General features: G+C 65.5%; 24 protein-coding genes. 11 read left to right on the top strand and 13 right to left on the bottom strand.

Annotated features, from left to right (window positions below; all coding sequences use genetic code 11):
- Position 1: 1 nt before the first annotated feature.
- The 6 genes from MKL11_RS07830 to MKL11_RS07805 all read right to left on the bottom strand — a co-directional run bounded on the left by MKL11_RS07830 (position 2) and on the right by MKL11_RS07805 (position 4,866).
- Positions 2-202 carry a type II toxin-antitoxin system ParD family antitoxin gene (locus MKL11_RS07830; RefSeq protein ID WP_243941923.1) on the bottom strand — a complete coding sequence of 67 codons (201 nt, stop codon included), beginning with the start codon at positions 200-202 and terminating at the stop codon, positions 2-4.
- A 340-nt stretch (positions 203-542) separates the two neighbouring features.
- The gene (locus MKL11_RS07825) at positions 543-2,333 is read right to left on the bottom strand and encodes a PAS domain-containing hybrid sensor histidine kinase/response regulator (protein WP_243941922.1); all 1,791 of its coding nucleotides are present in this window, start codon (positions 2,331-2,333) and stop codon (positions 543-545) included.
- On the bottom strand, positions 2,323-2,658 hold the full coding sequence (locus MKL11_RS07820; protein ID WP_279600347.1) for a circadian clock KaiB family protein: 336 nt from the start codon (positions 2,656-2,658) through the stop codon (positions 2,323-2,325). Before MKL11_RS07820 ends, MKL11_RS07825 begins: the two co-directional genes overlap by 11 nt.
- Entirely contained in the window at positions 2,655-2,999 is a 345-nt protein-coding gene (locus tag MKL11_RS07815) for a circadian clock KaiB family protein (RefSeq protein WP_409565827.1), read from the bottom strand. The genes MKL11_RS07820 and MKL11_RS07815 overlap by 4 nt, the downstream gene beginning before the upstream one ends.
- On the bottom strand, positions 2,996-4,687 hold the full coding sequence (gene kaiC, locus MKL11_RS07810; protein ID WP_243941919.1) for a circadian clock protein KaiC: 1,692 nt from the start codon (positions 4,685-4,687) through the stop codon (positions 2,996-2,998). The genes MKL11_RS07815 and kaiC overlap by 4 nt, the downstream gene beginning before the upstream one ends.
- On the bottom strand, positions 4,684-4,866 hold the full coding sequence (locus MKL11_RS07805) for a YlcI/YnfO family protein (protein WP_243941918.1): 183 nt from the start codon (positions 4,864-4,866) through the stop codon (positions 4,684-4,686). The genes kaiC and MKL11_RS07805 overlap by 4 nt, the downstream gene beginning before the upstream one ends.
- Positions 4,867-5,266: 400 nt before the next feature.
- Between MKL11_RS07805 and MKL11_RS07800 the strand changes: the two genes are divergently transcribed.
- Both MKL11_RS07800 and MKL11_RS07795 read left to right on the top strand, forming a co-directional pair.
- A complete protein-coding gene (locus MKL11_RS07800; RefSeq protein ID WP_409565826.1) occupies positions 5,267-5,530 on the top strand; it encodes a PepSY domain-containing protein in 264 nt (87 codons plus the stop codon).
- Positions 5,531-5,572: 42 nt separating this feature from the next.
- Positions 5,573-5,791, top strand: coding sequence for a hypothetical protein (locus tag MKL11_RS07795; RefSeq protein WP_243941915.1), 219 nt, complete (start codon positions 5,573-5,575; stop codon positions 5,789-5,791).
- Positions 5,792-5,849: 58 nt separating this feature from the next.
- Here the strand turns inward: MKL11_RS07795 and MKL11_RS07790 are convergent, their stop codons facing one another.
- Together MKL11_RS07790 and MKL11_RS07785 are read right to left on the bottom strand one after the other, a co-directional pair.
- The gene (locus tag MKL11_RS07790) at positions 5,850-6,839 is read right to left on the bottom strand and encodes an inorganic phosphate transporter (protein ID WP_243941913.1); all 990 of its coding nucleotides are present in this window, start codon (positions 6,837-6,839) and stop codon (positions 5,850-5,852) included.
- 9 nt (positions 6,840-6,848) lie between these two features.
- A complete protein-coding gene (locus MKL11_RS07785) occupies positions 6,849-7,490 on the bottom strand; it encodes a DUF47 domain-containing protein (protein ID WP_243941911.1) in 642 nt (213 codons plus the stop codon).
- A gap of 223 nt (positions 7,491-7,713) precedes the next feature.
- On the opposite strand from MKL11_RS07785, the gene MKL11_RS07780 reads away from it, so the two are divergent.
- The 3 genes from MKL11_RS07780 (at position 7,714) to MKL11_RS07770 (ending at position 10,326) form a co-directional block, all read left to right on the top strand.
- Positions 7,714-8,955 carry an MFS transporter gene (locus MKL11_RS07780; protein WP_243941909.1) on the top strand — a complete coding sequence of 414 codons (1,242 nt, stop codon included), beginning with the start codon at positions 7,714-7,716 and terminating at the stop codon, positions 8,953-8,955.
- Between the two features lie 43 nt (positions 8,956-8,998).
- Positions 8,999-9,826: an EamA family transporter gene (locus tag MKL11_RS07775; RefSeq protein ID WP_243941907.1), complete on the top strand. Its 828-nt coding sequence runs from the start codon at positions 8,999-9,001 to the stop codon at positions 9,824-9,826.
- 74 nt (positions 9,827-9,900) lie between these two features.
- Positions 9,901-10,326 carry a GFA family protein gene (locus MKL11_RS07770; RefSeq protein ID WP_243941905.1) on the top strand — a complete coding sequence of 142 codons (426 nt, stop codon included), beginning with the start codon at positions 9,901-9,903 and terminating at the stop codon, positions 10,324-10,326.
- A 516-nt stretch (positions 10,327-10,842) separates the two neighbouring features.
- Here the strand turns inward: MKL11_RS07770 and MKL11_RS07765 are convergent.
- A complete protein-coding gene (locus MKL11_RS07765) occupies positions 10,843-12,060 on the bottom strand; it encodes a DUF2325 domain-containing protein (protein WP_243941903.1) in 1,218 nt (405 codons plus the stop codon).
- A gap of 64 nt (positions 12,061-12,124) precedes the next feature.
- A complete protein-coding gene (locus tag MKL11_RS07760) occupies positions 12,125-12,493 on the bottom strand; it encodes a winged helix-turn-helix domain-containing protein (RefSeq protein ID WP_243941901.1) in 369 nt (122 codons plus the stop codon).
- A gap of 184 nt (positions 12,494-12,677) precedes the next feature.
- Here MKL11_RS07760 and MKL11_RS07755 point away from each other — a divergent pair, with 184 nt between their 5' ends.
- The 4 genes from MKL11_RS07755 to MKL11_RS07740 are packed head-to-tail and all read left to right on the top strand — an operon-like array spanning position 12,678 to position 15,321.
- Complete coding sequence (locus tag MKL11_RS07755; protein ID WP_243941899.1) at positions 12,678-13,733, top strand: NAD(P)-dependent alcohol dehydrogenase; 1,056 nt, start codon at positions 12,678-12,680, stop codon at positions 13,731-13,733.
- 50 nt (positions 13,734-13,783) lie between these two features.
- Positions 13,784-14,563 carry a molybdate ABC transporter substrate-binding protein gene (gene modA / locus MKL11_RS07750; protein ID WP_243941897.1) on the top strand — a complete coding sequence of 260 codons (780 nt, stop codon included), beginning with the start codon at positions 13,784-13,786 and terminating at the stop codon, positions 14,561-14,563.
- Between the two features lie 36 nt (positions 14,564-14,599).
- The gene (locus tag MKL11_RS07745) at positions 14,600-14,809 is read left to right on the top strand and encodes a molybdopterin-binding protein (RefSeq protein WP_243941896.1); all 210 of its coding nucleotides are present in this window, start codon (positions 14,600-14,602) and stop codon (positions 14,807-14,809) included.
- A gap of 2 nt (positions 14,810-14,811) precedes the next feature.
- The gene (locus MKL11_RS07740) at positions 14,812-15,321 is read left to right on the top strand and encodes a hypothetical protein (protein ID WP_243941894.1); all 510 of its coding nucleotides are present in this window, start codon (positions 14,812-14,814) and stop codon (positions 15,319-15,321) included.
- A gap of 24 nt (positions 15,322-15,345) precedes the next feature.
- Here the strand turns inward: MKL11_RS07740 and MKL11_RS07735 are convergent, their stop codons facing one another.
- Positions 15,346-16,200 carry a substrate-binding domain-containing protein gene (locus MKL11_RS07735; protein WP_243941892.1) on the bottom strand — a complete coding sequence of 285 codons (855 nt, stop codon included), beginning with the start codon at positions 16,198-16,200 and terminating at the stop codon, positions 15,346-15,348.
- A 76-nt stretch (positions 16,201-16,276) separates the two neighbouring features.
- Positions 16,277-16,771 (bottom strand): tRNA (N6-threonylcarbamoyladenosine(37)-N6)-methyltransferase TrmO, encoded by a 495-nt coding sequence (gene tsaA / locus MKL11_RS07730; protein ID WP_243941890.1) that lies wholly within the window; start codon positions 16,769-16,771, stop codon positions 16,277-16,279.
- A gap of 436 nt (positions 16,772-17,207) precedes the next feature.
- Between tsaA and MKL11_RS07725 the strand changes: the two genes are divergently transcribed.
- Both MKL11_RS07725 and MKL11_RS07720 read left to right on the top strand, forming a co-directional pair.
- Entirely contained in the window at positions 17,208-17,408 is a 201-nt protein-coding gene (locus MKL11_RS07725) for a hypothetical protein (protein WP_092046589.1), read from the top strand.
- Positions 17,409-18,637: 1,229 nt separating this feature from the next.
- Complete coding sequence (locus tag MKL11_RS07720; RefSeq protein WP_243941888.1) at positions 18,638-19,225, top strand: phasin family protein; 588 nt, start codon at positions 18,638-18,640, stop codon at positions 19,223-19,225.
- Between the two features lie 145 nt (positions 19,226-19,370).
- On the opposite strand, the gene MKL11_RS07715 is transcribed toward MKL11_RS07720, so the two are convergent.
- Positions 19,371-20,768, bottom strand: a complete 1,398-nt coding sequence (locus tag MKL11_RS07715) for an ATP-binding protein (RefSeq protein WP_313900739.1) — start codon at positions 20,766-20,768, stop codon at positions 19,371-19,373.
- Between the last annotated feature and the right edge of the window lie 151 nt (positions 20,769-20,919).

Here is a 20,919-nt window from a genome sequence, read left to right as displayed (position 1 = left end):
CTCAGACCGAACCGCGCTCGATCTCTGGCCGCTCTCCCACAGGCGGAGCACCGAGTATCGCGCCTTCACGGTCGATCTTGAGGCGCAGTGCTGAGCGGACCACTTCGCTGGCACTGGTGTAACGGCCTGAGGCGACCTGGACCCGGATGTATGCCTCCAGCTCTTTCGTCAGGGCGATACAACGCGTGGGGGTAGCGGACATGAGCCGCCCTCGCACGGGCGGGCGGAGCTATCAATCCTTATGAGTGACGGCGGCGTTCAATTGTTCGCCCTCACCGATCTCGACATGTTTTCTGTTTTCGGTGCCGATTGCGGCTCGACCACTTTCCATCTGCCCCACCCGTATAACCTTGTTTCATCAAGCGCTGGGGAGCGGACCTTCCGACCTTCTGCAATGGGTGGGTAGCGGACCCTGACCCTTCGCCCTGAAGCGGATGTTCCACCTACGACCCGGTAACGTTGTAGAAGCCGACATCCCAGGTCCTCGAAACCGGACGTTACGAGGCGAGCTTTTTCTTTCGTCTGCCGGATGGCTTCGGCTATCAGCCCACGTCGGAACGCTTTGGCACCGCGACGCGCGACGCCTCGATCATCGAACGGATGCGAGCGGCCATCGTGTCGATCGCGAACGGCTTGGTCAGGACCGCCATCCCAGGCGCAAGGTGTCCGTTTCCCACGACGGAGTTCTCCGCGTAACCCGTGATGAATAGCACGCTCAAGTCGGGCCGCGACACGCGCGCGGCGTCGGCCATCTGGCGCCCGTTCATGCCGCCGGGTAGCCCAACGTCGGACACGAGGAGATCGATGCGCACATCCGATTGCAGCAGCTTGAGACCCGCGACGCTGTCGCCGGCCTCGATGGCGGTGTAGCCGAGGTCCTCCAGGATGTCAGTGACCAACATGCGCACGGTCGGCTCGTCGTCTACGATCAGCACCGTCTCGCCCTGCTCGGATCGGGGGAGCGTCGCCGTTTTAGCCAAACCGAATTCCTTGTCGACTTCTCCGTAGTGCCGCGGGAGGTAGATCGAGACGGTCGTACCCTTCCCCACTTCGGAGTAAATCCGCACCTGCCCGCCCGACTGTTGGGCGAAGCCATAGATCATCGACAAACCGAGGCCGGTCCCCTCGCCGAGCGGCTTGGTGGTGAAAAACGGCTCGAACACCCGCGCGACCACTTCCGGCGGCATGCCGGTGCCGGTGTCGGTGACACTCAACGCGAGGTATTGCCCCTCGGGCATGTCCTGCAGGCGGGCGGCCCGTTCGTCCAGCCACTTGTTCGCGGTCTCGACGGTGATGCGGCCCCCGTCCGGCATCGCGTCGCGGGCGTTGATGCACAGGTTCAGGAGGGCGTTCTCAAGCTGGGACGGATCGACCAGGGCCGGCCAGATCCCCGAGGCCCCGACAACCTCGATCGGGATCGCCGGGCCGACCGTACGCTGGATCAACTCCTGCATTCCGGAAACGAGGCGGTTCACGTCCGTCGGCCTCGGATCGAGGGTCTGACGACGCGAGAAGGCAAGCAGGCGGTGGGTCAGGGCGGCGGCGCGCTTCGAGGCTCCTTGGGCGGCCGCCATGTAGCGCTCGACGTCGTTGAACCGACCCTGCTGCATCCGGGTCTGCATCAGCTCCAGCGAGCCGGAGATACCAGCGAGCAGGTTGTTGAAGTCGTGGGCGAGGCCGCCGGTCAATTGGCCGACCGCCTCCATTTTCTGGGCCTGCCGGAGAGCGTCCTCGATACGTTCGCGTTCGGCGGCCTCGGTCCTGAGGCGGTCGTTGGCATCCGCGAGTTCGCGAAGGTGCAGGCGTTGTTCGCTGAGATCGGTCAGCACGCCGCACAGGAGGGGGATGGTCTCCTCGCGGTGAAGCTGGCTCAGGGATAGGTTGACCGGTAGGCCGATGGCACCGTCGCGCGCCAGGAGAAGCTCGCCGCGGGCGACGCCTTTGGATGCCTCTCCGAGCAATCGCATGAAGAGGGGGACGTCGCCCGCGAAGAGAAACGATTGCAAGGGGAACCCGATGACCCGTTCCTGCGGGGTTCCGAGCATCTCAGCCAGTCGCTGGTTGCAGTAGAGGACCGTACCATCGGCGCAGAGGGTGAACGCACCCTCCTGGATCTGCTCGATCAGGACCCGATAGGGGCGATCCGCATTCTCCAGGGTGTAGAGAAGCCGTTCCCCCGCCGGACCTTCGACGACCACCGCGTCGAAGTCGCCACGGCGGATCGCCGAGACGGTCTCCTCTGCCTCCTCTAGGCGCGCTTCGAGTTCGCGAAGGCGGAGACGGTACTGTTCAGGGGTCGGGTCGAGGTCGTCGAGCGGAGTATCAGCGGTCATCGTTGACGCGCCCGGATACGGGAGCGAGGCCGAGCCCCCGCAGCACCCTGGCCTCGTCGGACAGGTCGCCGATAAGGCGGCGGTGGGGAAGTGGCTCCAGACGAAGGAGCGTCGGCGCCGCCACGACCTGGTAAAGCTCTGCGAGATGAGGTTGCTGATGGATGTCGACCGTCTCCAGGTCGACGCATCCCGCCAAGGGTCCATCGCAAATCCGTCGAAGGTTCTCGATGGCGCGGCGTGACCGTGGGGTCATGCCGACGACGAACAGGCGCAGCACGTAGCGTGGGCCGTCGACGTTCGGATCCGGATGATCGTCGGCGTTCAAACCGCCTTCGCCTTCGGCCGGATGTCGAGCCCGACCAGCACCTTCTCGGTGTTCGAAAGATCGCCGATGATCCGCTTCAGCGGCTCCGGGATGCGGCGAACGAGGGTCGGGATGGCGAGGATCTGGTCGCCCGCGGCCAGTTGCGGGTTCTTCATCAGGTCGATTACCTCGATGTCGTAGCGACCGGCCAGATGCTCTTCGCAAATGCGCTTGAGGTTGGCCAAAGCTGCCATCGACTTCGCGGTCTGGCCGGCGACGTAGAGGCGCATGTGATACGGTCCGCCGTCGATCTCGTCGCCGGTGCTCGGATCCACCGAGGGGCTGCTCGGATCCTGGCTCATTCCGCGGCGCTCCGCCGTTGCGTGATCGCCCTGCGTTCCGTCGCCAGAAGCGTCTCTCGGATCTCGTCCTCGCTCAACAGGATGGCCTCTTCCTCCTCCGCCACCTCAAGGCTGGCACGCAACTCGGCGATCTGAAGCTCGATGGCCTGACGCCGCCGGATCACATCGCGCTTGCGGCGCTCGCTCTCCTGCCCGCGGCGCAGGAACTCGGCCTGCTCTTGGGCTTCCTGGACCACGCGGGCTGTCCCGGTGAGCACACCGGCCGGTCCGACATAGGCCTCGACGAGCTTGACCCCGGCCGCCGACATCTGGAACTCACGAACCTGGTTCGAGTGGCTCATGCCCCGGGCCTTGATCACGTAGAGCGTACGTGTGCGTTCACCGTTGGCTTCGACGCCAAGCAACTTGATCCAAGCATCCATCAACGATGACAGGCCGAGGTCGCCGCGCTCGTCGAAGCCGCCGTCGGTGCGCAGGCTGGTGAACACCGCCGTGATGCCCCGGCCCTTGAGCATGTCGACCATGCGCAAGATCGTCGACTGAAGTTCGGTCGCAGGACCGTGCAGGGCCGAGATCGGGTCGATGACCACGAGGCTCGGCCGGAATTGCTCGATGTCGCGGTGCATGCGCGCGAGGTGGGTCTCAAGCCCGTACAGCGTCGGGCGCGCGGCCTCGAACCGGAGCAGCCCGCTTTCGACGTGGTGCTTGAGGTCCAGGCCGACTGAGGACGCGTTGCGGCAGATCTGGGCGCCGCTTTCCTCGAATACGAACGACATCACCCGCTCTCCGCGTGCACAGGTGGCATCGACGATGTAGGAGCTGACGGTGGTCTTGCCCGTGCCGGCGACGCCCGAGATGAGGACGCTGGATCCGCGAAAGAACCCACCGGAGCCGAGCATCGCGTCGAGCCCCTCGATACCAGTCGCGACGACATCGTTCGAGACGTCGTAATCGAGGTCCGCCGACGTGACCGGCAGGACGCTGATGCCGTCCTCGTCGATCAGGAAGGGGTACTCGTTCGTCCCGTGGGCGGAGCCACGGTATTTGACGACGCGCAAGCGCCGGGTCGTCACCTGATCCTCGACCCGGTTGTCGAGCAGGATCACGCAATCGGAGACGTATTCCTCTAGCCCCTGGCGGGTCAGGGCGCCGTCGCCGCGCTCCCCGGTGATGACCGTGGTCAGGCCCCGGTCCTTGAGCCAGCCGAACAGGCGCCTAAGCTCGGCGCGCAGGATGGACGCGTCGGTCAGGCCTGAGAAAAGGGTCTCGATGGTATCGAGCACGACGCGCTTGGCGCCGATGGTGTCGACTGCGTAACCGAGCCTTATGAAGAGCCCTTCGAGGTCGTACTCACCGGTCTCCTCGATCTCACTGCGCTCGACCCGGACGTGATCGATGGCGAGCTTGCCATCGGCGACCAGCCCATCGAGGTCGTAGCCGAGGGAGGCGACGTTGGCTGCGAGATCCTCGGCACGCTCCTCGAAGCTCATGAACACGCCGGGCTCGCCGTACTGGATCGCACCGTTGACGAGGAAGGTCGCCGCGAACAGCGTCTTACCGCATCCGGCCGAGCCGCAGATCAGGCTGGGACGGCCGACCGGCAAGCCGCCGAACGTCACATCGTCGAAGCCGGAGATGCCGGTCGGAGCCTTTGCCAGGGACTTCGGAATGGATGGCTCAGACGTCACGCCTCGTGTCCCTTCTTCTTCGCCGCGTTCGGATCGGGTGCAGGTCCCATCATCTCCTCGATACGGCGCCGAAGAGCGGTCTCGATGAAATTGGTGAGGGTCCTGTTGTCGCGGCGCGCGAAGTCCCGGGTCGCCGCCAACAGCTCGGCGTCGATCCGGATGGCGAGTGGCTTTTTCACGTCGCGCGCCTATCGACCAGCATCGTCACCGCTTAGGATTGCGCACTGCAAGGTGCAATACAATTCGGCATCTTCCCGAGGGGCGTCCGAACGGACGTGAAGTCGATGCTCGGCACGTCCTCGCCTGTAAGCGATGGAGTTCACTGCCTCACCGAGCAGCCTAGAAGCGGACCTTCTGAGGGTCGGCAAGGGGTGGCAATCAGACCTTGACCTTTCGTCACAAAGCGGACGTTCCACCTCTGACCGACGCTGAGCGAACGTTAGATCACGAGCGCCGCGTGGCGCTCTCGTTCGGCGCCGGTCAGCCGCGATTTGAGCATGCACGACGATCGCCGCGCAACTGACCCACATGCCGCCCGTTATCGGACACATCCAGAAACGGAGGTGGCTAATGAAATCGATGGCTCTCTCTACTCTCATCCTCGCGACGGCATTCGGTTTTGCCAGCCCGGCGCTGGCGAAGACGGATAAGCCAGGACCGGACTGGATCCCAGCCGATCAGGTCAAGCAGAAGCTCATGGACGCGGGCTACACCAGCATCACCGAGTTCGAGGCTGACGACGGGCACTGGGAGGGCGAGGGCGTGAAGAACGGCGTGAAGATGGAGTTCCATGTCGATCCCAAGACGGGCGCCCTGACCAAGGAAAAGCCCGACAAGGATTGACGCGGCGGCTGACGCCGACCGGCTTGGGATCGAGGTAGGCCGGTGACGAAGCGGGTTAAGCATACGGCCTATCTGATCGCCGTGCATCAGAGGCGCGAAGGCGTCCGCGTCTACGCCATCCTGGCCCCTTCGGCTGCGGTGGCGATGGCGCAGGTGTACGCGTTGGCGGCGGATGACGTGCGCGTGGAGGTGGTGGGCTCCCTAGGGCGTGACCTCGCACGACGCCTCGATCTAAAATTGGGTGAGATATGTCTGATCTAGAGCGCCCCGCCTTTGCTCCCGACTGACGTGCTCAGCCTAGACGGCGCGAAGTGATGCTTCATGGAAGCACGAAGCCCGAGATGCCGTAGAGCAGCGCCGCCACCAGCGCCGCGGCCGGCATGGTGATCACCCAGGCGACCACGATCCCCTGGGCGATGTTCCAGCGCACGGCCGAGACCCGCCGCGCCGCGCCGACACCGATGATCGCCCCGGTGATCGTGTGGGTGGTCGAGACCGGGATCCCGAAGGCGGTGGCGGCGAACAAGGTCAAGGCCCCGCCAGTCTCGGCGCAGAAGCCTTGCATGGGCGATAGCCGGGTGATCTTCGAGCCCATCGTGTGGACGATGCGCCAGCCCCCGAGCAGCGTGCCCAGCGCCATGGCAGTCTGGCAGGACAAGACCACCCAGAGCGGGACGTGGAACGCGCCGTCGCCCTCCCCGTGGGCGTAGAGCAGCACCGCGATGATGCCCATGGTCTTCTGCGCGTCGTTGCCGCCGTGGCCGAGCGAGTAGAGCGAGGCCGAGACGAACTGCATCCCGCGGAACAACCGGTCCACGGCGTGGGGTGTCGAGCGCACGAAGATCCACGACACGGCCAGCATCAGCAGCAACCCGAGACCGAAGCCGAGGGCGGGCGAGAGCACAATGGCGGCGCTTGTAGCGATCACGCCCGGCCAGACGATCGCGCCCAATCCGGCCTTGGCGATGCCGGCCCCGAGCAGGCCGCCGATCAGCGCGTGCGAACTCGACGACGGAATGCCGGCGTACCAAGTGATCAGGTTCCAGCTGATCGCGCCGCCGAGCGCACCCAGGATCACCCGGTCGGTTACCGTGGTGACGTCGATGATGCCGGACCCGACCGTGCCGGCGACGTGCAAGCCGAAGATCAGGAACGCCACGAAGTTGAAGAACGCCGCCCAGATGACGGCGTAGCGGGGTGCGAGCACCCGGGTCGACACGATGGTGGCGATCGAATTGGCCGCGTCATGCAGGCCGTTCAGGAAGTCAAAGACCAGGGCGACGCCGATGAGGACGATCAGGAGGGTCACGTGATCGGCTCAGACATGCTCGACCACGATGCTGCTGATCTGGTTCGCGACATCCTCGAACCGGTCCATGACCTTCTCCAGGTGATCGTAAAGCTCGGACCCAACTACGAAGGCCATGGGGTCCTGCCGGGACGCCTTGAACAGCGCCTTCAATCCGGCATTGTGCAGATCGTCCGCTCGGCCTTCGAGCTGGATGACCCGCTCGGTCAGGGTATTGAGGATCGTGGCGTTCTCGCCCAGGGCCCGCAGCTTCGGCAGCGCCTCGGCGGTGGCGGCCGCCGCCTCTTGGATCACCGCGCCCATCTCGCGCATCGACGGCTCGAAGGCGGTGACCTCGAACAGTTGTACGGTCTTGGCGGTCTTGAGCATCTGGTCGATGGCGTCGTCCAACGACCCGACCAGGGCTTGGATGTCGCCCCGGTCGAACGGGGTTATGAACGTTCGGCGCACGGCGAGCAGCGCCTCGCGGGTGATCGTGTCGGCCTCGTCCTCGTGGTCGGCGATCGCCTGGCAGGCTATTGGCACCTCCTGAGTGCCGTCGAGCAGCGCCCGGAGCGCAGCCGCGCCGTCCACGAGCGTAGCAGCATGGCGCTCGAACAGGTCGAAGAACCGGTCCTCCTTCGGCATGAGCGCGCGAAACCAAGCCAGCATGTGAGGTCCCGATATTAGGGGATGACGGTCCTACGACCGCGATCGTTCCCGACTGCATATCACAACGGTTTAAGGCGCTCGTTCGTCGCTAAGCCGCAGCTGATGTGAACCTAGGGCCAGCCAACCCATCAGGTCAGATTTCCTCACGCGAGCGTCAGCATTAGTCGTTTGCCGGCTTCGGCAAAGGGCGGCATCGTACGACGAGAGCGGTGTAGGAAGCGGGATGACGATTGCACCACAGCTTACCTCGTCTCAGGCTGTTGCCCCGTCCCAGGACGCGTCACGGACCCTGGTAGCGACCGGCATCAACCACGCCCTGCACGACGGTTATACGGACCTGATCTACGTGCTCCTACCGGTCCTGCAGGAGGAGTTCGGACTTGGCTATGTCGCCCTTGGACTGCTGCGCACCCTCTACAGCGGGACGATGGCCGCGCTGCAGATCCCGGCGAGCCATCTCGGGCAGATCCTCGGTGCTCGCCTCGTGCTGGTGCTCGGCACCTTGCTCAGCGCGGTCGGCTACACAGTTGCGGGGGCGTCGGGCGGCTTGCTCGGTCTGTGTGTCGGTCTAGCGCTGGGCGGAGCGGGCAGCAGCACACAGCATCCACTAGCATCAGCGGTGATCTCCCGGGCCTACGGACGGAGCGCACGGGGCCCACTCGGCACCTATAACTTCACAGGCGATCTGGGGAAGGCGTCGCTGCCGCCCCTCGTCGGCCTGCTGCTGACGCTTTTGAGCTGGCGCATGACTCTGTGGGTCGTCGCCGGAATGGGCGTCGTGGTCGCTCTTGGTGTGAGCCTACTGCTTCCGCGAGATCCCACCTCACAAGGAGAGCCGCAGGGCAAAGCCACGTCGACAGCCCAGCCACATCACGCGGGGGGCGGGCGGGCCGGCTTCTGGTTGCTCGTCGCCATCGGCACCCTCGACAACGCCGCCCGCCCGGCCTTCCTGCTCTACCTGCCGTTCCTGCTGCAGGAGAAGGGCGCGTCGCTGACCACCGTGGGGCTGGCGCTCTCGCTGGTGTTCATCGGCGGCGCGCTCGGCAAGGCCGTCTGCGGCCGGCTCGGGGAGCGCCTCGGCGTGACCCGGACCGTGCTGCTGACCGAGGTCGGGACCGCGGCGGCGATCCTGGCCGTGATCGCCCTGCCGCTCGCCCCCGCGCTGATCCTGCTGCCGCTGCTCGGCGTGATGCTGAACGGCACCTCGTCGGTCCTGTACGGCACGGTGCCGGAACTGGCCCCGGGCGGGCGGGTCGAGCGGGCGTTTGCCGTATTCTACACCTGCACCCTGGGCGGCAGCGCGCTCTCGATCCCTCTGCTCTACGGCCAACTCGGGGACGCCGTCGGGCCGAACTGGGCGGCAGTCGCTGGGGCCGTGACCGCACTAGCCGTCGTCCCGATCATGTTCGCCCTATCACCGCACCTCGCTAAGAGAGCGGCCGCTCAGCAACCTCTGCCTCGCTGATCGAAGCTCTCCGGCGCCGCGCCACCAATCCCGAGCCACTTCCATGAGCCCGTTCGTCCTCGCCTGCGTGATGTGCGCCGCGATCCTGCATGCCGGATGGAACGCTGTGCTGCGCGGCGGTGGCGACCGGCTGTGGTCCATGACGCTGATGATGATCGCAGTCGCCTGCGTGACCGCAGTCGCGGCGGTGTTCGTGCCATGGCCCAACGCAGCGAGTTGGCCCTACGTGATCACCTCGGCCATCATCCACACCGGCTACAATCTGTCCCTCGTCCGAACCTACCGCGTCGGTGACCTCGGACAGACGTACCCGATCTCACGCGGATCTTCACCCATGCTGGTCGCTCTCGGCGCGCTGATCTTCGCACACGAGGCCATCGACATCGTCTCCGCCGTCGGCATCGCTCTGGTGTCCGCGGGGATCGTCTCGCTCGCCTTCCAGGGCAAGGGGCTCCGAGCCGACTTCCTTCCCGCTGCCCTGACCACGGGGGTTCTGATCGGGGCGTACACCGTCGTGGATGGGATCGGCGTCCGGCTGGCCGGAAGCAGCGTGGCCTATACGAACAGCATGTTCCTGCTGTGGAGCATCACGATGCCGCCGATCTACTTCCTGATGCGGGGAAGACCACCGGCCTACACCAGGGCGCAGACCGGGATGGCGCTGACGGGCGGTCTCGTCTCGCTCCTCGCCTACGGCATCGTCATCTGGGCCATGCAGTACGACGCGATGGGCGTGGTGTCCGCGCTGCGTGAGACCAGCGTGGTCTACGCAGCCATCATCGGGCGCGTGTTCCTCAAGGAGACGCTGACCGCGCGACGGTTCGCATCCTGCGCCGCAATCGCCGCAGGGGCAGCGTGCCTGGCTGCCTAGTCGAATTGCTCACGGCAACTGCACGGTTTTGAGGGAGCGGCCGGGGGCCAACTAGAATAGGAGGAGCGGGCGACATGGTGGATGATGCAAATGTTCGGACTGGCCGGTGCCATTGCGGAGCAGTGCATTTCGAGGTGACGCTCAGCGACGGCTTCAAGTCGATCCGTCGGTGCAATTGCTCGTACTGCCGGATGCGCGGCGCCGTGGTCGCCATGGCGGAGGCGGGTGGGATCGAGATCCTGCAGGGTGCAAAGGCACTCACGAGCTACCGGTTTCATACCGGGGCGGCCCAGCACTTCTTCTGTTGCCGCTGCGGAATCTACACGCATCACCAACGACGATCCAACACCGCTCTATATGCCGTGAACGTGGCTTGCCTGGATGGGGTGAGCCCGTTCGACTTCTCGGAAGTGCCTGTCACGGATGGCGTCAATCACCCGAACGATACCGGGACCTCAGCGCGTCAGGCCGGCACGCTGTGCTTCATCCCGACGGACTGATCATCTCGGACGGCGGCTCAGTCCTACTATCATGTTCAAGCTGACCTGAAACCGGTGATCATCGGCCGGGCGGCCATATCATCACGGCTCGCCAGACCTTGCGCACAATCTGACCTCGGCTCATTCCAATCTTACGTCTATGAGCAGATGGCCAGATATTCCCACGACCCAATCGTAAGTTATTGTCCACGAAGTTGCCGCGAAGCGGACCTTCCGAGGGTCTGTAAAGGGTCGAAAGCAGATTATGGGCTTTACGCGGGAAAAATATGCAGCATCGCGCCAATCACGCCGAGCGTCCCCATGCCAATCAGTGCCGCTGTGATGTACAATCGCATCCAGCTTTCACTGTTGGTAGATGAGAGACCGTCGTCGTCAGGATCGTCAAGCCAATCTGTCACGTGGTCCTATCATATCGGGCATGTTGGGGAGCAGCCCTATGTACCCTGTGCAACGAGGAAATGGCCCTGGCAGCTTCCTCCGGCTTGCCTATGGCCTTCGAGCGATCTGCTTGATCGGCTATGGCGAATTCGCCAGCGGCATGACGACATGCATAAAGCTCGCCAGGCTGGCGCTCCGCACCGGGTGGAAGGGCTTGGCCTGAGCTTCGCAGTACCGTTTCAGATGAAGGCTCGCCTCGTGGCTGACACAGCTCACGGGGAATACCGCTAGATCTGCTTGGCCAACCAACCCCGCCAGGAGGCACAGGTTGTCCTCGATGCCGCCGTCGTGGTTGAGCAGCCTGCCGCCCCTGGCCTCCACAAAGCGGCGAAGATTGGCCACCTGACGCTGCCGACCGCCGACATAGAGGATGATCCGCCCGTCGAGCCGTCCTGATGCTTGGTCATCGTGGGTATCCGTGCTGGGTACATCCAGCGCCGCTTCGAGGGCAGCCAGTTCCCCTTCCACGGCTGACCGGCGAGCTATCTCCGCGGCGAGATCTGCGCTGAGGCGTTCGGCTGCGCCAGACAGTACCGCGAGCCGCTCCTCTAACGCGGCCGCATGCGCGGTCTCCCGAGCCAGCCGCACCTCTAGGCCGCGCGTGGACGGTGGCTCGATGGACGTTGTCGACGGGATGGGACGCTCGGTTTCGATAGCCCGGGTGCGCCTTCCGAGCTCGTCGCGCTCGCGCATAAGCGTCATGATGCGCTCGTCGCGGGCGGCGATGATCTCCTCGCGCCGGTCCAGGTCCTCTTCGAGCTGGCGCAGACGGCGGATGTCGGCTCGGTTCGATTGGCCAACGAGGTGCGAGAGCATGTGCACCTCGCCGAAGATGTCCTGGACCAGAGGCCAATCGGTCGCCGGGTGGGTGATCGCCGCCCAGTAGGCGCCAGGGATCTCACCGCGTTCGAGGTAAACCCTCCACAGGGCTCGTACCGCATCGGCCGTGCGAGCCTCATCGAAGCGCTCGATTTCCCGCTCATGCCGCCGATCTAAGGTCTTCTGCAGCAGACGGGCCCCACCATCCTTGCGGCCGGCGATCTGGACGATCTCGCCGTGCAGCCGGTGCTCGCTGATCGTCCGCGCGTCAGGCCGGCCGAGTTTGGCCAGGATCGCGCGAGCCTCGGCGTTGGTCAGACAGGTGCCGACGATCGAACAGTGCAGGTTCTCGGCAAGCTCCCAGATCCGATCGCGCGGCTTGTCAGCCGGGTCGACGGCGGGCGGCACGAATGGTGGGTGGCCGGCCGACGTGAGAGCGCGCAGGGCAGGACCGTCGAGGTAGGCGTGTGGCGGCATCGGCGTCTCGGCAGGCGCTATATCCGATCAGATATAGCACTCTGTCCAAAAACAACCGGCTTGCCTAGGGGGAGGCCGTGGGCGGCTCGTCGTCCGCGTTCCGTTCAGAGGCGACGATCCGGTCGAGGAATGGGGCTGCAGCGCGATCGGCGGCACGCTCAATCGCGCGGTAGTGCGCCACGAGATCGGTTCCGAGGGCCGACAAGCGCGCGCCGCCCCCCGCCTTGCCACCGATCTGAGCCTCGACCACCGGCTGCCCGAAACCGCTGTTCATGGCCTCGATCAGCATCCACGCCCGGCGATAGGACATGCCGAGCGCCCGTCCGGCTGCGGATATCGAGCCGTGTTCGGCGATCATCTCCAGGAGTTGCACCTTGCCGGGACCGATACGGTTGCCGGGCCCGACGTCGATACGGATGCTCAGGCTTGCCATCGGACCTTCTTGAACACTCCACCCATCATCACAACGCGCCTCGCCACCGGTCGTAGCTGCGCAGGATTGAACCCTTCCCCCCGCTGTATCCAAACGTATATAGCCAATTGCTGAGAGGAAGGCTCACCGAGCCCTCTTCCATGCGCTCCTGGCTGAGCGGTCCTCCTTCAACGAGGTCGAGACGATGTTCCAGTGCACCGGCTACGCTGCCCAGAGCGCCGAGGCGCCGCTCGCGCCGTTCAGCTTCGAGCGTCGTGATCCCGGCGTATCCGATATCGAGATCGAGATCGTCTACTGCGGCGTCTGCCACTCGGACCTTCACACGGTGCGCGACGAGTGGGGCGGCACGCTCTACCCGTGCGTGCCCGGTCACGAGATCGTCGGTCGTGTCACCCGGGTCGGTGCCGAGGTCACGAGCTTCAAGCCGGGCGATCTGGCCGGTGTCGGCTGCATGGTCGCGTCCTGCCGCGAATGCTCCAGCTGTCGCGATGGGCTGGAGCAGTACTGCGAGCCCGGCTTCACCGGCACCTACAACGGCCCCGAGCCGCAGACCGGGGGCCACACCTTCGGCGGCTATTCGAGTCACATCGTCGTCGACAGCCACTTCGTCCTGCGCATCCCGGAAAACCTCGACCTCGCCGGTGTCGCCCCCCTGCTGTGTGCCGGCATCACCACCTACTCGCCGCTGCGCCACTGGAAGGTCGGACTGGGTCAGAAGGTGGGGATCGTCGGGCTCGGTGGCCTCGGACACATGGGCCTGAAGCTTGCCCACGCCATGGGTGCGCAGGTGACGCTGTTCACGACCTCGCCGGGTAAGGAGGCGGACGCCAAGCGCCTCGGGGCCGACGCGGTGGTGATCTCGAAGGATGCCGACGCCATGGCCGCGCTGGGCGAGAGCTTCGACTTCATCCTCGATACGGTCGCGGCCGAGCACGACATCAACGCCTACCTCGCTCTGCTCAAGCGTGACGCCACGCTGGTCCAGGTCGGGGCGCCCGAGAAGCCGCTGCCGATGCAGGTGTTCAGCGTGATCTGGCGGCGGCGCAACTTCGCCGGCTCCCTGATCGGCGGGATCGCCGAGACCCAGGAGATGCTCGATTTCTGCGCCGAGCACGGGATCACCTCTGACATCGAGATGATCCCGATCGACCAGATTGAGACCGCCTATGCCCGCATGCTCAAGAGCGACGTGAAGTACCGCTTCGTCATCGACATGGCGTCGCTTTCGAAGGCGGCCTGAGCCCTCACCTCGACGTGCCTTCACCGCAGCCCCTCAAGGACCCACACCGTATGCGCAGTCTGATCCGCACCGGCCTCGCTGCCGCCCTGCTCCTCGCCGCCGGTGCGGCGCAGGCAGCAGACACCGCAACGGTCTTCGCCGCGGCCAGCCTGAAGAATGCCTTGGACAATGCAGGGAAGGCGTTCACCGCCCAGACTGGGGTCGAGCTCAAGGCGAGCTACGCCGCATCCTCGGCCCTCGCCCAGCAGATCGAGAGCGGGGCGCCCGCGGACCTGTTCGCTTCGGCCGACCTCGAATGGATGGACTACCTCGCCAAGAAGAACCTCGTCCGGCCGGAGACCCGGGTGAACCTGCTCGGCAACCGCCTCGTCCTGATCGCACCGAGTGACACCAAGGAGACCACGGTCGCCTTCACCCCGGAAGCGTTCGCGAAGGCGCTTGGCCCGGACGGTCGGCTGGCCACCGGCGAGGTCAACTCGGTGCCGATCGGCAAGTACGCCAAGGTCGCCTTCGAGAAGCTCGGCCTCTGGGGTGGTGTCCAGCCCCGTCTCGCCCAGAGCGACAACGTGCGAGCCGCTTTGGCGTTGGTCTCGCGCGGCGAGGCGCCCCTCGCCGTGGTCTACGAGAGCGATGCCCGATCGGATCCCGGCGTGAAGGTCGTGGGCGTGTTCCCTGCGGACAGCCACCCGCCGGTGGTGTACCCGTTCGCGGTCACCGTGGATGCAAAAGGCGAGGGCGCGCAGCGCTTTCTGGATTACCTCCGAAGTGCGGCGGCCAAGCCGTTCTTCGAGGCCCAGGGCTTCAGCATCATCGACGGCGGCAAAAGGTAGTCGGCCTCTAGACGGCCACGCAGGAAAGCGAACGTCGTGAAGATCAGCGCACGCAACATCATCAAGGGCACGGTGGTCTCGATCGACAAGGGCGCCACCACGGCGCACGTCAAGATCGAGATCACCCCCGGGCAGGTGGTCACCTCCTCCATCACCAACGAAGCCGTCGATAGCCTCAAGCTCGTGGTCGGTGGTCCGGCTTATGCCGTGATCAAGGCGTCCGACGTCATGATCGCCGTCGACTGACGATGTCGGTCTCCCGCGCCATCCTCGTCGCCGGACTGATCACCGTCTCGGTCAATGCGGCCACGGCTGAGGATGCCCCGGCCTGCGCGAGCTTCGCATGGTCGATGGCGCGGGAGCGGACCGCCTTCGCTTCGCCGAACCTGTCCACTCTGGCATCCGGTTCGGCTCTGCCGAGCGATGCTGGCGCGGCGCAGCTGACGCTGAAGCCTGCTGCGGAGATCGAGCTACCTGTCCCGTCCGAGAGGACGATCAAGCCCGACACGTTCGCGGGCTTCGTGACGGCCACGGTGCCGGCTGCGGGCACTTATCAGGTGACGCTCTCGGACGATGCTTGGGTCGACGTCAGCCAGGACGGTCGCTCGACCCTCAAGCCCACGGCCATCAGCGGTAAGGCAGGCTGCCCGGACGTGCGCAAGAGCGTGCGTTTCGCTCTCGATGCCGGCTCGGTGACGATCGAGATCAGTCGAGCCCCTGGCCCTCAGATCAAACTCGACCTCCTCAAAGCCGAGTAGCTCTGCGCTGGCGCAACAAACCCTTCACGGCTCGCTGATCGGTCCGAGTTCGTGGCGGGCGAGGATCGCCTGGCCTTTCTCGGAGACGAGGAACAGCGCGAGTTGCATCGCGTCCGGATTGTCGGTCAGCAGCGCCATGCCGTAGGTCGCCGGCACGGATAAGTTCGGCGGCAGCTGGATCAAGCTGAGGCCAGGGGCCTCCTTCATCGTGCCGCCCTGGCCGCTGCAATAGTACAGCAGGGCGTCGGCGTTGTTGCCGAGGAACACCGTCGCGCTGGGGCTGCGCCCGGCCATCGGCACCATCGTGTTCGGCGAACCGAGTAGCTTCAGCGCCTTCGTGTTCAGCGTCGCTTTTGCACCGGGGTGAACGGCTTCGGCCCGGCCGAACACGGCTTGAGCGTAGTCGCCACCTGGATCAGCGCCGGGCGTCGAGGTCGCGAGTCGCAGATCGGGCTTGAGTAGGCGATCGAGGAGATTGTCGGTGGACAAGCCGAGATCGGCACGGGCAAGCACGCACAGCTTGTTGCGGGCGATCGGAACGACAGCTTTAGCCTTGCCGACCTCCGCAAGACGACGCGGCCCAGCGAGGTCGGCTGAGAGGTAGAGATCCGCCGTCTCGCCGCCTTCGAGGCGCTGCCGCAGCAGCCCTGCAGGTCCGAAGGTCGGGGCGGCCACGGCTTCGGCAGGCAGGCCGGTGGCAGCGATCACGTCCTTGAGCGCAGCCACGAGACTGCCGGCAGCGTAGACCCGAACCGGTTCCGCTCGTGCACCGGACACGGGCGCTAGGGCGAGGACACCGAGGAATGCGGCACGGCGGAGGAGGCGGGTGGAAAGCGAAAAGCGCGTGAGGGACAACAGCGGCTCCGGATGACCCAGCATCGTTATATCCGCTTGGATATAGCCGAGAAGCGACTAACGTCATCCCCGCAGTGAAGCCGAGCGCGCGACCGCTTGGTCAGCCCTCAGTTTCGAAATCGCCCGGCTGTGGTGGGGCGATCGGCGTGAACAGGGTCCGGTCAGGCTTGAGATCGAGGAGCGGCGTCCCGTCGAGGCAGTCGAGGCCGCGCACCGTCAGAATGTTGCCCTCGATCGCGACGAGCGTGACGATCGATGTGCCGATCGGGTTCGGTCGCACTGGCGAGCGCAACGCGAAAGTGCCCCGCGTCGTGCCATCGTTAGCCGGGCTCTGACGCACGAGATCGCGCCGTGAGCCATCGAGCCAGTACAGCACCTCGATCCGAGCGAAGGTCGCCAATCCGTCGAGAGCTGCGACCCAAGGCTCGAACAGCTCGATGCGGCAGGACGGACCGTCGAGCCTACCTTGCCGCGGGCAAGCGAGACGATCGGTCCAGGGTGTGTGAATACGGCCAATGTAGACCAATCCAGCATCATCGGCCGCGGGCGCGGCGACTGCGATTTCGCCGGCTCTGATTTCATTGAGGCGCACCATGGAGGGCTTCCTCCCATGGACGCCTGACCCACGCTACCGGGTTCGCGCCAGCACCGAAACGCCGAACTACACGGGCGGGATGTTCGTCCGATTGCGAGATCATTGGCCATGGGCCGGTGCTCGCGGTGTCCAGCTCCCCCGCAACGCACCGACCCTCACACGACCGCCCGGCCAAGGCTCCACGGGTAGGCGTCACGGAACTGGCCTGCGCCTGCCTGTCGTCGCGTACTCACCTTTCCGCACGCCGTGCAGTGTCGCGAACGCTTCGGGCACGCCGACGAGTGAGACAGCCTCCATAGCCATTCCGACCTGGTTGTCATCCACAGGCAGCCATCAACAAGGCCGGAACTCGCCGATGCCGCGGTCGTTGACCCCTCAGATTGGATCTGTTCTAATTCGTAACAGAGCGGATCGACCGTCAGATAGGAGCACCGATATGACCAGCGCGCACTGCGACAGCTGCAAGTTCTTTGACGAGCACAAGGGCAATGGCGCTGCTGCGCAGGGCGATGCCGGTCTGTGCCGGTTCAACCCGCCTGTGAGCCAGCCGGCGCCGGAGTCGAAGGGCCTGTGGCCGGTCGTGTCGTCAGAGGACTGGTGTGGTCACTTCACCGCAGAGATGACTGCAGCCGAGTAAACCACTCTCGTCGCATCCCCTTAGGGGAACGCAGGGCCAGCCTTCGGGCTGGCCTTTTTTATTGCCGTGTCGTCAGGGCTGCGGATCGGCACAAGACGGGATCTCACACCGGCACAACGTTCATTCAGACCGCCAAGGTCCAGCACGGCCGTTCCAACGAGCAAGCTCTAGCGGAACGATAGCTCTTGGAACGGTCACGCTGGAACAGCGTGACCGTTCCATTCAGCTTGCCCTATTGGAACAGCCACGCTCCATCCTAACAATTCCAGCCCTCAAGCCCTATTGGACCGCAGCCATACGGCAGCCTCCCCTCCGATCAAGGTGGGCGCTGAGTCGTCACTCTGCTTCCGGCAAAGTGCGATTCCCGAACCAACAAAGATCCTGGAGATGCCGCGCCCTGATCGCCATTTACGTTTCCCTGCACGCGCTGTTTCGGTTCCCTGTGCGCTCACGTAGGGAAAATGCCGCCAAGTTGCGGCACCTGCTGCGAAGTCCTGAGCATATATGCGTCCGTAGCTCGTTTTTCCGAAGCCTTTCCCTGTACTTTCCATGTCGACAGGGAAATCGTCCAAGGAGAAAGGTTCGAGGCTGACTACCCGCACCACCAGGCTTTTTCCTTCTTGGAAGTGGCCTGTGTGGCAACGACTTAGCCTGGGTTCATCAGGCCGATAAGTCCAGACGCCCCCCTGTTCACGGGTCCATCCCCGATCCGACGCGTTCGCGATGCGGAGTCCGCTCCCTCGCCGCGCAGGACCGGCGCGACCGCTCGGCCCGGCCCCTTCTCGCATCGCCTTCGATAAAAGCCTGACGCGCCGCACTTCCTCTCCCTGTGCAGTTCCGGACGGCAGGGATTAGAGGCGCAGGCACTCCTGCAGGCTGCGACGCGCCCATCGCCCGTTCGGTGGAGGGCGCGTCGCGGATTGCGCGGATCGTCTGATTGCAACTCGGCCAGCGATGCGATCTTCGTGAACGTCCTTTCCGACGAAAGGCGAAGGAGTTCCGGTCGAGGTTTCATTTCCTGATGAAAATCGTGTGCCGGGCATGGATGCGATAATATTATCCTGTCGTTCTATCGAAATATATTAATCGTCCTTGACAATATAACACCAGAAGCTGATTTAGGTGCGGCGCAGCAATATTCGAAGTTGGTTTTTCGCCGGCTTCCGATCGGGGTCTTCACCCTTTCGGTCCTGGTGAAAATCTTGATATATATTGGAAGGACTCTCAACATGTCGAACGATCAGAACATGGATCACGGCAAGCAGAACGGCCAGGATGCCCGCAACGCCGAGGCTGCCAAAGCCAATGTCGATGCCACGGCCAAGCAGGGCAAGCAGTTCGCCGATGCCGCCCGCGACGGCATGACCAAGATGTCCGAGTTGCGCGAGAGCGCGACCGAAACCACCAAGCAGGTGATGCAGCAGAGCATCGAGAACGCCGCCCGGCAGGCCCGTGAGGCCTCCGACCGCTTCTCGAAGACGCTGGGCTTCTCCGACGAGCACAGCGAGCATCTGGCGCGCCAGTCGAAGCAGAACATCGAAGCCATCAGCCGCTGCGGGACCGTCCTCGGCCAGGCGTTCCAGGATGCATCGCGCAGGCTGTTCGACCTCGGGCAGAAGCAGTATCAGCGCAATCTCGAGGGCATGACCAAGCTGACGCAGGCCAAGTCCATGCACGAATTCGCCACGATCCAGGGCGACCTGATGCGGGAGGGCCTGGAGCACATGGTCCGCGACAGCAAGGCGATCACCGAGACCTCGGCGCGTGCGGTCGACGAGGCCGGCAAGTCGCTCGCCGCCGTCGCGCAGGCGCGCTGAGCCCGGAGACGCCGCTTGCGCCGTCCGCGGCGGCGGACTGAAGCGCTGTCTGGGGCGGTCCGCGAGGGCCGCCCTTTGGCGTGTCCTGGTCTCGTATCCTGGCCGCCGGCCGCGGGCGCGGGCGATCCCGTGAACGTCGCCTCCCCTACCCCGACCCGAGGCGCCCCGCCGAGCGCTTGGCCGCGGCGACCACCTGCTCGGGGGTCGGCGGGTTGGCCGGGTGGTGGCTCAGGCACAGGGGCGTGGTGAGCTTGGCCGGCCGGCCCGAGCCCTCCGTGGCGAAGTAGAACTCGCCCGCGCCCAGCCGGCCGATATCGGAGGCCGCGCCGCCATTGGCCGCCATGATCTCCTGGGCGGCCGCGATCGTCGCCGGGGCGCTCTGGCGGCCGAAGAACTGGGTCGTGCAGTTCGAGACGATCTGGTTGTGCAGGCCCTTGGGCACCTGCGTCGCCACCACCAGGCCGAGCCCGTACTTGCGCCCCTGCGCCGCCAGCTTGATGCCGCTGCCGAGGCTCGGGCTCGCCCGCTGGGCCGGGAGGAAGGTCTGGGCCTCGTCGACCACGTAGAGCATGCCGCGCGGGCTCGGATGCCGCTTGATCCAGCCGAACAGGGTCATCTGCAGCCGGTTCACGAAATCCTCGCGCGCCGCCTCCGAGCCGAGGCCGGACAGGTTGATCACCGAGACCCGGGTGCGGGCCGGATCGGCCCCGTAAAACAGCAGTTTGGGGTCGAGCACCGCGCCCTTCACCTTGAGCAGCGGGTTGGTCGCCACCGCGGCCCGGAGCTCGTCGGCCATCTTGGCCGCGTGCTTGGCGGCGTCGCCGATCTCGCTCAAGCCATCCGGCAGGTCGGCCAGCAGGGTGATGAAGTCCCCGAGGCTGCCGCCGCCGCGCTCGGCGAAGACCCGCAGGGCGTCGGCCAGCACGCCCCGCTGCAGCCCCTTCTTCGCGCCGGCCAGCGGGCCGAGGGTCTCGGCGGCCATCTCCACCGCCTGCTGGCGCTCGTCCGGGTCGGCGCCGATGCCGGAGAAATCCGGCAGGACCGACAGGAACAGCGGGTTGCCGGCATTCACCCCCGGGGTCCAGACCACGACCTCGACCCGCGCGGCATAGGCCGCCGCCTTCGCGGCATCCGCGTCGGTGAAGGCGGCGGGCCGCTCGGGCCACGAGTCGCCCAGCCGCGACAGGTCGTTGTTGGGGTCGATCACGATGGCCGGGATGCCGGCCAGCGCCGCCTCCTCCACGAGCCGGCGCAGCAGCACGGTCTTGCCCGAGCCGGAGCCCGCGATGATCGCCGTGTGCCGCGGCAGCAGCCGGATCGGCAGGCTCACCGGCTGCGCGTCGGCGTTGAGCCGGCGCCCGACCGGGATCGCGTCCGGGGCGGATGGCGGCAGGCTGGACGATAGGCCCTCAGATTTGACGGGCGCCCTCCCTCCCCCCTCCGCGGGGGAGGGTGGCCCCTGCGTCAGCAAGGGTCGGGAGAGGGGAACTCGGTCTCCAGAAGAGGCAGAGCGAGCGTGCGAGCCAGAGCTTTCTCCGGACACGGCGCTCCCCTCTCCCGACCCGCTTCGCGGGCCACCCTCCCCCGCAGAGGGGGGAGGGAGAGGCGTCCGTGTCCGGCCGTGATTCTCCCGCGCCGGCTCGGCGAGGCCGGCCTGGTGGAACAACGCGGTGGCGCGCACGGGTTTTTGCGCC

The organism is Methylobacterium sp. J-077 (assembly GCF_022829365.1).
GTDB lineage: Bacteria > Pseudomonadota > Alphaproteobacteria > Rhizobiales > Beijerinckiaceae > Methylobacterium.
This window is presented reverse-complemented; position numbering and strand designations above follow the sequence as displayed.